This is a genomic window from Saccharothrix sp. S26, assembly GCF_021390395.1.
Classification (GTDB): domain Bacteria; phylum Actinomycetota; class Actinomycetes; order Mycobacteriales; family Pseudonocardiaceae; genus Actinosynnema.
This window is the reverse complement of the sequence record NZ_JAJUWT010000005.1, coordinates 40,859-54,007: the sequence shown is the minus strand read 5'-3', so window position 1 is coordinate 54,007 and position 13,149 is coordinate 40,859. Positions and strand designations below refer to the sequence as shown.

Here is a 13,149-nt window from a genome sequence, read left to right as displayed (position 1 = left end):
CCGTCTCCCCGAGGCTCGACCAGGAAGTGAAGGACATGCGACACCGCCATCCGAAGTGGACCGCCATCGCGGCCGCCGTCACCGCCCTCACGCTCACCGCCACCGCCTGCGGCGCCGACGAACCCGCCGACAGCGGCGGCCCGGTCACCTTGACGATGAGCGCGTGGAGCATGAAGACCACGCCCGAGTTCGCCAAGCTCGCCGAGGCGTTCCAGGCGCAGAACCCGGACGTGAAGATCGAGTTCAAGGAGTACGACGCCGCCAACTACGACACCCAGCTCACCGCCGACCTGGCCGCGGGCAGCGCACCCGACCTGTACGTGCTGAAGAACCTGAAGAACTTCATCACCTACCAGGCGGGCGAGCAGCTGCTGGACGTCTCCGACGTCGCGAGCGGCCTCGGCGACGGGGTCAACGGTCTCGGCAACTACAAAGTGGACGGTGTCACCTACGCCGTGCCCTACCGCCAGGACTCCTGGTACCTGTACTACAACAAGGACCTCTTCGCCGCGGCCGGCGTGACGCCGCCCAGCGAGGCGTGGACCTGGGCGGAGTACGAGAAGGCGGTGGCGGACCTGGCGGCCGGCCTGAAGACCGCGGGCTCCCAGGCCAAGGCGGCCTACCAGCACACCTGGCAGTCCACCGTGCAGGGCCTGGCGTTGGCCCAGACGCCCGGCGCCGACCTCGACAGCGGCGACTACGGCTACCTCGCGCCCTACTACGAGCGCGCCCTGAAGCAGCAGCAGGCCGGCGCGCAGGTGGACTACGGCACGGCGACCACGAACACGTTGCAGTACCAGGCGCAGTTCGGCACCCAGCAGGCCGCGACGATGCTGATGGGCAGTTGGTACGTGGCGACGCTCATCGCACAGCAGAAGAAGGGCGACGCGCAGCCGTTCCAGTGGGGCTTCGCGCCCGCGCCGCAGCGCGACGCGTCGTCGAAGGACAAGCCGGTCACGTTCGGCGACCCGACCGGCCTGGGCATCAACGCCGCGATCGACGAGGGCAAGGCCGCGGCGGCCAAGAAGTTCCTGACCTTCGTGGCGGGCGAGGGCGGCGCGACCGCGCTGGCGTCCATCGGCATCACGCCCGCGACGCTGACCGAACCGGTGACCAAGGCGTACTTCGGCGTGGAGGGCATCCCGGGTGACGAGCTGTCCCGGTTCTCCTTCACCACGCACGACACGCGCGCGGAGAACCCCGTCTCACCGCACACGGCGGCGTTGCAGAACATCCTGCAGGAGACCCACTCCGCGATCATGTCCGGCAGCACCCCGGTGAACGAGGCCCTGGCCAAGGCGGGCGAACGGGCGCGCAACGAGGTCCTGGAATCCAAGTGACCACCCGGCGCGGGCCCGGCCGACCACCCCGGGCCCGCGCCACCACCAGCACACCACCTACGCAGGAGCACGGAGAGCCGATGAGCACCACGACGGTCGGCGGTCCACCCGGGACCGGGGCGGACCGCGCGAAGCGGTGGTACCGGGCACGCCGGTCATTGCAGGGCGTGTCGTTCGTCCTGCCGAACTTCCTCGGCTTCGGCCTGCTCACCCTGGGCCCGGTCGTCGCGCTGTTCTACGTCTCGTTCACCAACTGGAACGTCTTCGGCAAGGCCAAGTGGATCGGGCTGGACAACTTCACCCGCCTGCTGGGCGACTCCAGCTTCCACCGGGCACTGCTCAACACCCTGTACTACTCCGCGTTCCACATCCCGCTCACCCTCGCGGTGTCCCTGGGCCTGGCCCTGCTGCTCAACCGCAAGCTGCGCGGCGTGGCGTTCTTCCGCACGGCCGCGTTCTTCCCCTACATCACCTCGATCGTGGCCATCGCCATCGCGTGGAACCTGCTGTTCAGCCGTGACGCCGGTCCGATCAACCAGGTCCTGGGCCTGTTCGGCGTGGACGACCCGCCCGGCTGGACCGCCTCCTCGGACTGGGCCATGCCGGCCGTGATCATCGTCGGCGTGTGGCGCGAGATGGGCTACTACATGCTGCTCTTCCTCGCCGGGTTGCAGACCGTGCCACCGGAGCTGCACGAGGCCGCCCGCATCGACGGCGCGAACGCCTGGCAGCGCTTCCGCAACGTCACCCTGCCCTGCCTGCGCCCCACCACGTTCTTCGTCACGGTCATGCTCACCATCGGCAGCTTCAAGGTCTTCGACCTCATCCTGGTCATGACCAACGGCGGCCCCGGCCAGTCCACCCTCGTGCTGTCGCAGTACATCTACCAGAAGGGCCTGGTGGAGAACCGGTTCGGCTACGCCTCCGCGATCTCCGTCGTGCTGTTCGCGCTCTGCATGGCGGTCACGGTCGTGCAGTTCGCCGTCAACCGCAGGAGGAACGCCTGATGGCCGCCCCGCACACCCTGCCCGACCTCGCCACCCCCGACCTCCCGCCCACCGCCCCCGACGCGCCCCCCGGCCGGCGCGGCGGGAGGCTGCCCGCGTTCGGCCGGGTGCTGGGGTACGCGGTGCTCGCGGTGGCGGCCGCCGGGCTGCTGCTGCCGTTCTTCTGGATGATCTCGTCGTCGCTCAAGACCAACAGCGGCGTCTTCTCGATCCCCGTGACCTGGCTGCCCGACTCGCCGCAGTGGGGCAACTACGCCGAGATCTGGCGGATCTCGGACATGCTGACCTGGCTGAAGAACACCGTGTTCCTGTCCGTGGTCGTGACCCTGTTGCAGCTGTTCACCGGCAGCTTCGCCGCCTACGGCTTCGCCAAGGCCCGCTTCCCCGGCCGCAACCTGCTGTTCCTGGTCTACATCGGCACCATCGCCGTGCCGTGGCAGGCCTACATGATCCCGCAGTTCATCATGATGTCCGAGGTCGGCCTGACCAACACGCCCTGGTCCATCATCGCCTTGCAGGCGTTCAGCGCCTTCGGCGTGTTCCTGATGCGCCAGTACTACCTGACCATCCCCGACGAGCTGTGCGAAGCCGCCCGGGTCGACGGCCTCAGCGAGTACGGCATCTACTTCCGCATCATGCTGCCGCTGTCGGTGCCCGCGCTGGCCAGCCTCGCCCTGCTCACCTTCGTCACCACCTGGAACGACTACCTCGGCCCGCTGATCTACCTGCGCGACCCCGACCTGTGGACCATCCAGCTCGGGCTCAAGTCGTTCGTCAGCGAGTACAACGCCGAGCACGCCCTGATCATGACGGGGTCGGTGCTGTCCGTGGTGCCCATCGCCGTGGTGTTCCTCCTGGGCCAGAAGTACTTCGTCCAGGGCATCGCCACCAGCGGGCTGAAGGGGTGACGCCATGAGGTACGAGGTCTACAACCGGGTGTTCGGCACCGCCTACGCGCTGCTGGCCACCAGCCTGCTCGTGGTCGCCGCGAGCGCACCGTTCCTGGCCGTGCTGCTGTTCACCCCGGTCACGGCCACCTGGCCAGCGCTGGTGCTGACCGCGCCGTCGCTGGGCCCGGCCGTGGCCGCCGCCCACGCCGCGTTCGGCTCCACCGCGGGCGACGACACCGCGCCGGTCGTGCGCGGCTACCTGCGCGCGTGGCGGCGGCACGCCCGCCGGGCCTTCGCCGTGGCCGGCGTGGCGACGTTCGCGCTGCTCGTGCTGGCCGTGGACGCCCGCGCGGCCTGGGGCACGCCCGTCGGCGCCGTCGCCATCCCCGTGCTGGCCGTGCTGGCGCTGCTCACCGCCGCGACCGCGCTGGTGACGCTCACCGGCGTGGTCGAGCACCCCGACGTGCCCGTCGCCCGGCTCGCGCGGGCGTGCCTGTTCCTGGCCCTGCGCCGCCCGCACTTCACCGCGGTGTCGCTGGCCGCGCTGTGGGTGCTGGCCGCGGCCGTCGCGGCGCTGCCCGTGCCCGCGCTCGCGCTGCTGACCGGCCCGGCCTGCTACGTCGTCTGGGTGGGCAGCCGCGCGACCCTGCGACCCCTGCGCGCCGGCTCGGGGTCGGGCTCCGACCCGCGTGCCGTCGCGACGCGCTGACCCGCGTCGCCGTTCCCGTCACCCGTCCTGAGGGAGATCCATGTCCGCGGAAGCAGACCGCGCCGCACCGACCACCGACCACCTGGCCGTGGCCTGGGACGCCGCCGTGGCGACCGTTCGGGGCAACATCGCCGACTTCACCGCCTGGTACCCGGACGACACCACCACCGCGGGCGCCTACCGGCCGCGCACACCCCGCGACGGCCAACCCGAAGGGGCCAACGTCGGCTGGACCACCGGTTTCTGGCCGGGGATGCTGTGGCTGGTCTGGGAGGGCACCGGCGACGACGCCGTGCTGCGCGCCGCGCGCCACCAGGTCGACAGCTTCGCCGACCGCGTCACCCGCGGCGTCGACCTCGACACCCACGACCTGGGTTTCCTCTACACCCTGTCGTGCGTGACGCCGTGGCGGCTGCTCGGCGACGAGCGCGCCCGTGACGCCGCGCTGAAGGCCGCCGACCACCTGATGGCCCGCTTCCTGGAACCCGCGGGCATCCTCCAGGCGTGGGGCGACCTGACCGACCCCGTGCAACGCGGTCGCACGATCATCGACAGCCTGATGAACCTGCCCCTGCTGTACTGGGCGGCCGAGACGACCGGCACACCGTCGTTCCGCGAGGCCGCCGTCCGGCACACCGAGCAGCTGCGGCGGCACATCATCCGGCCGGACGGCACCACGTTCCACACCTTCTACTGGGACACCGCGACCGGCGAGCCGCTGCGCGGCGCGACCGAGCAGGGGCACCAGGACGGCTCGTGCTGGGCGCGCGGGCAGGCGTGGGGCATCTACGGCTTCGCCCTGGGCTACCGGCACGTGGGCGAGCCGTCGTTCCTCGACGCGGCCCGGCGCTGCGCCGACTACTTCCTCAGCCGCCTGCCGGACGACCGCGTGGCCTACTGGGACCTCGTCTTCGGTGACGGCAGCGGGGAGGAGCGCGACTCGTCGGCCGCCGCCATCGCGGTGAGCGGCCTGTACGAGCTCGCCGAGCACGTGGACGACGCCGGGACCGCCTCGCGCTACCGCGCCGAGGCCGACGCCATCCTGACCACCCTCGCCACCTCGTACTCGACCGCGCACGACAGCGCGTCCACCGCGTTGCTGCTGCACGGCGTGTACGACAAGCCCAAGAACGTGGGCGTCGACGAGGGGAACCTGTGGGGCGACTACTTCTACCTGGAAGCCCTGTCGCGCCGGCTGCGGCCCGACTGGCGCAGCCACTGGTGACGTGACGCGGCGGGGGTGGGCGCGTGGTGCGCCCACCCCCGCCGCGGTGTCAGCCGGTCAGCCGGAACGTGGCGTCGGCGCGCCCGGTCGCGTCGGTGATCGGGTCGAGCCTGAGCTGGTAGGCGTAGTGCCGGATGTAGCGGTCGGTGTGGTTGTAGGACTGGAACGACGACCACGACGACGAGGCGAGCCCGGCCACCTGGCGGAACGACGCGTCGGCCTTGAACGTCGCGGAACCGTCGTCGGCGGCGAGCACGAAGTCGTAGTTCACGTGCCGCAGGTAGTAGCCGGGGTAGTTGACCGACTGGAACGACACCGTGCCGGTGCCCGCCAGGCCCGGCGTCACGCGGAACTGGGCGTCCTGGGCGGGGCTGACGTTCGGGTCGATGCGCACGTCGAAGTCGGCGTGGCGGACGTAGCGGTCCTGGAAGTTGTAGGACTGGATGCGGTTGACCGGGGCGCTGGAGCCCCACTTGGCCAGCACCCGGCTCTCCTCGGCGGCGGTCAGGTTGAGGATCGAGCCGTGCCGCTTGCGGGTGCCGCCGAGGTTGTAGTCCGTGCGCGTGGTGAAGTTGCGGGTGCTGCCGAGGTTGGTCGAGGTGATCGGCATGTACCCGCGGCCGGTGGCGTACTGGTCCAGCCACAGCGCCCACTCGGCGCGGCCGTTGAACTGCATCCACATCGGGCCCTCGACCACGTTGCCGCCGCCGGTGCCGTTGGAGATGCCCATGTGCGACAGGTTGCCGATCGTGGTCCACGAACCCAGGACCGAGTTGCTGCCCTCGATGGTGATGTGGCCGTCGGCGGAGGCCCGGTAGTAGCGGTAGCCGCCCGCGCTGCCCGGCGACTCGATGATCTGGGTGTCGATGATGCCCTGGCCCGCGCCGCGGTCGATGTAGAGCACCGGCGAGGTCACCGTGCGGAAGTCACGGGTGCGGACGTAGTAGATGCGGTGCTTCTTGACGCCGTTGAGGGTCGCGTTGGTGGCCCAGTAGACGACGTAGTCACCCGACGACGGGTCGTAGATCGCCTCCGGCGCCCACGCGTTGCCCGCGCCGGAGATGCCTCCCGCGACGTTGAGCAGGCGCGGCGCGGACCAGTTGACCAGGTCGGTGGACTCCCACACGACGAGGGACTTGCTGCCGTTGTTGGCCGCGTCCGACCACGACGTGCCGGACGCGATGCGCAGGTCGGTGGCGATGATCCAGTACCGGTCGCCCGCGGGGGAGCGGACCAGCGCGGGGTCGCGCACACCGCGCGTGCCGACGGTCGACAGCAGCACGGGAGCGCCGTTGTTGAGGTCGGTCCAGCGCAGCCCGTCACGGCTGTGGGCGAGGTAGATCTGCTCGCCGGTCGCGGACTCGCCGGTGAAGTGCGCCATGAGGTAGCCGGTGAACGGCTCCAGCGCCTCGGCTCGCCGTTCGGTCGTGACCGACCAGGACGTGAACAGCAGGACCACGGCGGCGACGAGCGCGCCGATCCTGCGGGCAGTTCCGATCACAGGTGATCTCCCTTGATCACAGGGTGGGGACGATCGGGGCGATGCGGCCGTCGGCGGTGAACGTCATGCGGTCGACGGTCACCTCCCGGTTGGTGCCGTTGCCCGCGGGCACGGCGAAGCGGTGGTAGGCCACGTGCCAGGTGTCGCTGTCGGGCGACTTGACCACCGAGTGGTGACCGGTGCCCTTGATGCCCAGCTCCAAGCGCTTCTGGAGCACGACGCCGTGCTTGGTCCACGGGCCGAGCGGTGACGGGCCGGTGGCGTAGGCGACCTGGTAGTTCTCGTCGCGGGTGTCGTTCTCCGACCACATGAAGTAGTAGGTGCCGTTGCGCTTGAACACGAACGACGCCTCGCGGTAGCCGCTGGGCGTGATGGTGCGGACCTTCGCCGGGTCGAACGAGACCATGTCGGCGTTGAGCGGGACGACGTACGCGCTGCCGTTGCCCCAGTACAGGTACGACTGGCCGTCGTCGTCGGTGAACACCATAGGGTCGATCGCCTGGCCCGAGTACGCGCCCGCCCGGATCAACGGCTTGCCGAGGGCGTCGCGGAACGGTCCGGTGGGGGAGTCCGACACCGCCACGCCCAGGTGCTTGCCGGTGTCGCCGGAGGTCGCACCGCCGCTGAAGTACAGGTAGTAGCGGCCGTTCTTGGCCACGACGGCCGGCGCCCAGGCCGAGTCGTCGGCCCACGACACGTCCGGTCCGTGGTCCAGGATCACGCCGTGGTCGGTCCAGTTCACCAGGTCGGTGGACGAGAACGCCTTGTAGTACGGGGAAGCCCAGCTCGCGTAGCCGTCCGTGGTGGGGTAGAGGTAGTAGCGGCCGTTGAAGTGGGTGATGTGCGGATCGGCGAACAGGCCCGGGATGACCGGGCCCTTGGCGGTCTTCGGCGTCCAGGGCGCGGTGAGGCGGAACGAGCTGTCGCCGCGGAACTGCGCCGTGTCCTGGTAGGTGTCCAGCCACAGCTCGTGGTCGCGGTGCCGCACCCGGCGGTCCGGGAAGTTGAACGAGGCCAACGACACCGAGCCGGTGACCGACCCGGCCACGGCGCAGAACGTCGCGTCCGCGCGGAACTGCGCCGTGCCGGTGTTCGCCTCCAGCCGCACGCGGTAGTCGCGGTGCCGCAGGAACATGCCGTTGGCCGCTTGGAAGGAGTGGCAGGACGGCGAGGCCAGGCCGTTGACCACCGTGACGGTGGCGTCCTGCTTGACCTGCGCCGTGCTGCCGGACGTGACGGGGTCGAGCCTGCCCAGGTAGTCCTGGTGCCGGACGAACCGGCCGGGGAGGTTGACCGACTCGAGCGACCGCGCGCCGGTCGGCATGGTGGCGGCCGAGGCCTGCGACACCGGGAGCGCGAGGGTCGAGGCGGTCACGAGGAGCACCAGCGCGAGCGTGCTGGACCGTCGTGGCATCTAGGAGCTCCGATCTTCATCGGTCGGGGCTTGGTGAGCGTTCACATCGGGCGAGAGCTTTACCTCCTGCTGGTCTTGCTGGGGCGAGTATGTGGCATGTTTGCGCTAACATCAAGGGAGCTGTGCCCGTGCTGCCGGTCAGCCGGCGGACGCGGGTGACACGGCGTGCCAGGCGAAGCCGTCCGGGTCGGTGAAGGTGCCGGCGTCGCCGTTGATCGCGATCCGGTGCGACCCGCTGCCGTCGGGGGAGACGCCGACGTCCTTGGCCAGCGCGCGGCGGCGGTACAGGGCGAGCTTCACCGGGCTCGACCCGGCGGCGAACTCGACGTACACGCGGCCGAAGCTCTTGCCGACGGTCAGGCCGTGCTCGACGTAGAACCGCTTGCTCGCGGCCACGTCCGCGACGCCCAGCAGGAGCACGACCTCGTCGATCCGCCGGGTGGCGGGACCGGTGTCCTTCTTCGCCGAGGTCGCGACCTTCCAGATCGTGCCGTCCGGTGCCTGCACCACGCCGCCGTAGCCCCACAGCGACTTGGCGGCGGGCTTGAGCGCAGTGGCCCCGGCGGCGAGGGCGGTGCCGACGAGGCTGTCGACGGTGGACGGTTGCGCCACCGTGAGCGCCATGGTGAACCCGCGGAAGCCGGCGGTGGGCTCCTGCGCGGCGCGGAAGCGCAGCGGGGCGTCGAGGCCGAAAGCGTCGGCGCAGAAGCGTTCGGCCGCCGCGGTGTCGGTTGCTTCGATGGTGACGGAGTCGATGTGTGCCATGCCGGCAACGCTAGGCGCGGGCCTCGGGCCGGTGCTTCTCGATTCCTGACCGGTCCGCGCGTCAGTCCTCGGTCATGACCGGCTCGGTGAGCTTCGCGCCGTCCGCCCGGCCGACGTAGCAGGACGAGGTCCGGTCGGAGGTGCGGTGGCCGTTGGTGGTGCGCAGCTTCCACGCCTCGGCGGTGGGGATCACCACCCAGAACCGCAGGGTGGTCTCCTTGTCCGCGCCGATCACCCTGTCGGAGAGGAAGACGCGGGTGCACTCCTCGGTCGCGCGCTTGGCCAGCGCCTGCGCTGAGGGGTACGGCGCCTCCTTCTGGTGGTCGGTGACCGCGACGTCCCGGTCGAGCACGGTGTCCTGCCCGAGCCAGACCGCACCCATGCCGCCCCGGCCCAGCTCGTGGACCAGCCGGTAGCGACCCGTTGCCCACCTCACGCATGGTCGGGAAGCGTCGCAGTCCCGGGCCCTGCCCCGGCACGGCGGGCCGGCCGCTGCTCCGCTCGGCGCAACGCGGTCCGCTGCGCCGTCGTCGCACCCTTGACACCCGCACGACCCGGCTCACACACTGGGCTCCGACACGTCGATGTTTGCGCAAACATCCCGCCGCACGACCGGCGTCCGCCGGTCACGCGGTGCCCGAGTCGGCCGATCCGCCGCGGCCGGTCGCACCACCCCGGACGTGCCAGCGCGCCGACCCGGCCCACGCCGGTCGCTGGCTCCTCCCCGTTCGTGGGCCGGACAAAGGAGTCCAGATGTCCCGCTTGTCCCCGAGGCGGTGGCGCGCGGTGCTGACCGCCGCGGTCGTCGGCCTGGCCGCCCTGCTGGCCCCCGGCACGGCCCAGGCCGCGCCGGTGACCGTGGATGTCGGCGTGCAGTTCACCGACACCGGCGGCAACCTCGTCGAGGCCCACGGCGGTGGGGTGATCAAGGTCGGTGCCTACTACTACTGGTTCGGCGAGAACCGGCACCCGGACAACCTGTTCCGCGCGGTGTCGGTCTACCGGTCGACGGACCTGAAGACCTGGGAGTTCCGCAACAACGTCCTCACCCAGAACAGCCACGCGGAACTGCGGACGTCCTGGGTGGAACGCCCCAAGGTGATCTACAACGCCTCCACCGGCCAGTACGTCATGTGGATGCACTGGGAGAACGGCCAGGACTACGGCCAGGCGCGCGCGGCCGTCGCGTACTCGTCCACAGTGGACGGAAACTACACCTACCAGGGCAGCTTCCGACCGCTGGGCCACATGTCCCGCGACATCACGCTGTTCAAGGACGACGACGGCACGGCCTACATGATCTCGGCCGCGCGCGAGAACTACGACCTGCACATCTACCGCCTCAACGCCGACTACCGCGGCGTCGCGCAGCTGGTCGGCAACCCGTGGCCGGGTGGGCACCGCGAAGCGCCGGCGTTGTTCAAGCGCAACGGCGTGTACTTCATGCTCACCTCGGGGGCCACGGGCTGGTCGCCGAACCAGGCCAAGTACGCCACCGCGACCAATGTCTCCGGCCCGTGGAGCGCCATGCAGAACGTGGGTGACTCCACCACGTTCCGCTCGCAGCCCGCGTACGTGCTGCCGATCCAGGGCACCCAGGCGACCTCGTACCTCTACATGGGCGACCGCTGGGCCGGCGCGTGGGGCGGGCCGGTCGGCGACTCCAGCTACGTCTGGCTGCCGATCGCGTTCCCGGACAACACCACCATGAGCCTGTCGAACGCGGGTCAGATCGTCATCGACACGGCGGCGGGCACGGTCGGCGCGGTGGCGTCGACCTACAACCGGATCACCGTGCGGCACTCCGGCAAGTGCCTCGACGTGGCCAACGCCAGCGGGGCCGACGGGGCGGCGCTCATGCAGTACCCGTGCGGCAGCGGCAGCAACCAGCAGTTCCGCCTGCAGTCCGCGGGCGGGAACTACTACCAGTTGATCGCCCGGCACTCCAGCAAGTGCCTGGACGTCAGTGACAGCAGCACCGCTGACGGCGCGGCGGTCGTGCAGTGGAGCTGCAACTCGGGCCAGAACCAGCAGTGGTCGCTGGTCGACGCCGGGTCGGGCTGGTCGCGGCTGGTCGCGCGGCACTCGGGCAAGTGCCTCGACCTGCCGAGCAGCTCGCAGGACAACGTGCAGTTCAAGCAGTACCCGTGCAACGGCGGGCAGAACCAGCAGTTCCAGCTCACCCGGGTCTGACGGTGACGCGACACGCCCGGCCGGGTCTCGTGCGGGGTCCGGCCGGCGTGCTCGTGTGGTGAGTGGCGCCGGCGGGGCGTGGTCCGGCCGGGATTCGCGCAGTGAGTCCGCGACGGCGCAAGCGGACTCACGCGATTTCCGGCTGGCGTGTGCGGGTGGGCCGGCGAGACCTCGCGCGAGATCCCGCCGGCCCGCCCGTGCGGTGAGCGGGCGATGGCGCGGGTGCGCCGATGTGTGTCGGTCCGGCGTACCCGCGCGGTCAGTCGTGATGGGCATGCCAGCGGGGTCTGGCACGGGTCCGGCTCGTGTGTTCGTGCGGCGAGTGGGCGCGGGTGCGCCGGCGGGCTGGGGTCCGGCCGGTGTACCGCGCGGTCAGCCGGCGATGCTGGGTGGGCCGGCGACATCCCGCCGGCCCACCCTCGTGGTCAGTTCGCGATCGCGCGCACCCGGCGCAGCACCTCGTCCTCGCCCAGCGTCGTGGCCACCGCGTGCAGGTCGGGGCTGCGGGTGGAGCCGGTCAGGGCCAGCCGGATGATCTGCGAGGCCTCGCGGATCGAGCCGCCGGCCGGGTAGGCGTCCGGGTTCTGCTTGAGGTCCTTCGGCTTGGGCGCGAAACCGTGCTTGGCGGCCAGGTCGCGGATCTGGTCGAACCACTCCCCCGAGTCCGCCAGCGGCCGGTAGGACTCGGCGAAGTCGGCCGCGAACGCGCGCACCAGCTCCGGGGCCACGCCCAGGCCGGCGAACTGCTCCCCGGTCACGTCGAGCGGCGTGAACAGCTCGGGGAAGAAGAACCCGTACGCCTCCCGGAACCCGGACCACTTGCGCAGGTCCTTGCGCGGGTTGGGCACGTCGTCGCCCCGCTCCACGGCCAGCGCGGCCAACGCGAGGTCGCGGCGGGCGTCCAGCACCGGCACGAGGTCCGGGTCGTGCGCGACGGCCCAGGCGCGCACGGCGATGAGGACCTGCTCGCCGGACAGGGTGGCGATGTGGTCGGCGGAGATGTCCTCCAGCTTCACCAGGTCCACCAGCGGCCCGGCGACGCCGCACTCGTCCAGCCGGATCGGCGCGTCCAGCGCCTCGGCCGGCGGCACCTCGGCCAGCCGGCCGTTGGCCAGCCCGCGCAGGTAGTACAGCACCGCCTCGGCCGGGAAGCCCTGCTCGATGTAGAAGTCGACCGACGCCTCGGGGTCCTTGCGCTTGGACAGCTTCCGCTTGCCGCCGGGGATCTGCTTCATCAGCGGCGCGATGTGGGCGTAGCGGGGTGCCTCGAAGCCGAGCGCGGCGAACAGCTGCAGGTGCAGCGGCACCGAGGAGATCCACTCCTCGCCGCGGATCACCAGCGTCGTGCGCATGAGGTGGTCGTCCACGGCGTGCGCGAAGTGGTAGGTGGGCAGCCGGACCTCGTTGGCGGAGGACTTGAGGATCACCACGTCGTTGCGGTTGTCCTCGTGCTCCAGCTCGCCCCGGATCACGTCGTGGAACTTCGCCCGCGCCTCGACGCCCGGCGAGCGGAACCGGACCACGTACGGCGCGCCCTCGGCCAGCTTGGCCCGCACCTCGGCGGGGTCGCGGTCACGCCACAGCGCCCAGCCCGCGTAGTAGCCGGGCGGCATCTTCGTGGCGTCCTGGCGGGCCCGGATGTCGGCCAGCTCGTCCGGCGTGGCGAAGCACAGGTACGCCTTGCCCTCGCGCAGCAGCTCACGGGCGTAGGTGAGGTAGATCTCCTCGCGCCGGGACTGGTAGTAGGGGCCGTAGTCGCCGACCTCGTCGTGCTCGTCGGCGGGCAGGCCGAAGTAGGCGAACGCGTTGGCGAACTGCGCGGCCGCGCCCTCCACCTCGCGGGCCTGGTCGGTGTCCTCGACGCGCAGCACGTACGTGCCGCCGCTGCGGTGGGCCACGTCGCGGTCGATCATCGCCGCGTAGACGCCGCCGATGTGCACGAACCCGGTCGGGGAGGGGCCGAACCGGGTGACCTCGGCCCCCTCGGGCAGCCGCCGTGCCGGGTAGCGCTGTTCCCAGTGGCCCGGCTCCGGCAGGTCGGCGGGGAACAGGGCGTCGATCTCGGCGCGGTCAAGCATCGGTGTCACGGTCTCCAACAACGGGTG

General features: G+C 71.0%; 11 protein-coding genes. 6 read left to right on the top strand and 5 right to left on the bottom strand.

Annotated elements, in window-relative coordinates:
• Positions 1-35 precede the first annotated feature (35 nt).
• The 5 genes from LZG04_RS09245 (at position 36) to LZG04_RS09225 (ending at position 5,171) form a co-directional block, all read left to right on the top strand.
• Positions 36-1,340, top strand: a complete 1,305-nt coding sequence (locus LZG04_RS09245) for an ABC transporter substrate-binding protein (RefSeq protein ID WP_233815297.1) — start codon at positions 36-38, stop codon at positions 1,338-1,340.
• Between the two features lie 80 nt (positions 1,341-1,420).
• Positions 1,421-2,347, top strand: a complete 927-nt coding sequence (locus LZG04_RS09240) for a carbohydrate ABC transporter permease (protein WP_233815295.1) — start codon at positions 1,421-1,423, stop codon at positions 2,345-2,347.
• A complete protein-coding gene (locus tag LZG04_RS09235; protein ID WP_233815293.1) occupies positions 2,347-3,255 on the top strand; it encodes a carbohydrate ABC transporter permease in 909 nt (302 codons plus the stop codon). The genes LZG04_RS09240 and LZG04_RS09235 overlap by 1 nt, the downstream gene beginning before the upstream one ends.
• Positions 3,256-3,259: 4 nt before the next feature.
• The gene (locus LZG04_RS09230) at positions 3,260-3,946 is read left to right on the top strand and encodes a hypothetical protein (protein ID WP_233815291.1); all 687 of its coding nucleotides are present in this window, start codon (positions 3,260-3,262) and stop codon (positions 3,944-3,946) included.
• Positions 3,947-3,986: 40 nt separating this feature from the next.
• Positions 3,987-5,171 (top strand): glycoside hydrolase family 88 protein, encoded by a 1,185-nt coding sequence (locus LZG04_RS09225; protein ID WP_233815289.1) that lies wholly within the window; start codon positions 3,987-3,989, stop codon positions 5,169-5,171.
• Positions 5,172-5,220: 49 nt separating this feature from the next.
• Here the strand turns inward: LZG04_RS09225 and LZG04_RS42390 are convergent, their stop codons facing one another.
• The 4 genes from LZG04_RS42390 to LZG04_RS09205 form a co-directional block, all read right to left on the bottom strand.
• Positions 5,221-6,672 (bottom strand): glycoside hydrolase family 43 protein, encoded by a 1,452-nt coding sequence (locus LZG04_RS42390; RefSeq protein WP_233815287.1) that lies wholly within the window; start codon positions 6,670-6,672, stop codon positions 5,221-5,223.
• Positions 6,673-6,688: 16 nt separating this feature from the next.
• Complete coding sequence (locus tag LZG04_RS09215; RefSeq protein ID WP_233815284.1) at positions 6,689-8,086, bottom strand: family 43 glycosylhydrolase; 1,398 nt, start codon at positions 8,084-8,086, stop codon at positions 6,689-6,691.
• Between the two features lie 138 nt (positions 8,087-8,224).
• Positions 8,225-8,851 (bottom strand): glyoxalase, encoded by a 627-nt coding sequence (locus LZG04_RS09210; protein ID WP_233815282.1) that lies wholly within the window; start codon positions 8,849-8,851, stop codon positions 8,225-8,227.
• 61 nt (positions 8,852-8,912) lie between these two features.
• Positions 8,913-9,287 carry a hypothetical protein gene (locus LZG04_RS09205; RefSeq protein ID WP_233815280.1) on the bottom strand — a complete coding sequence of 125 codons (375 nt, stop codon included), beginning with the start codon at positions 9,285-9,287 and terminating at the stop codon, positions 8,913-8,915.
• 317 nt (positions 9,288-9,604) lie between these two features.
• Between LZG04_RS09205 and LZG04_RS09200 the strand changes: the two genes are divergently transcribed.
• Positions 9,605-11,044 (top strand): RICIN domain-containing protein, encoded by a 1,440-nt coding sequence (locus LZG04_RS09200; RefSeq protein WP_233815278.1) that lies wholly within the window; start codon positions 9,605-9,607, stop codon positions 11,042-11,044.
• Between the two features lie 425 nt (positions 11,045-11,469).
• Here LZG04_RS09200 and LZG04_RS09195 read toward each other — a convergent pair whose 3' ends face one another.
• On the bottom strand, positions 11,470-13,122 hold the full coding sequence (locus LZG04_RS09195) for a glutamate--tRNA ligase (RefSeq protein ID WP_233815276.1): 1,653 nt from the start codon (positions 13,120-13,122) through the stop codon (positions 11,470-11,472).
• Positions 13,123-13,149: the final 27 nt, after the last annotated feature.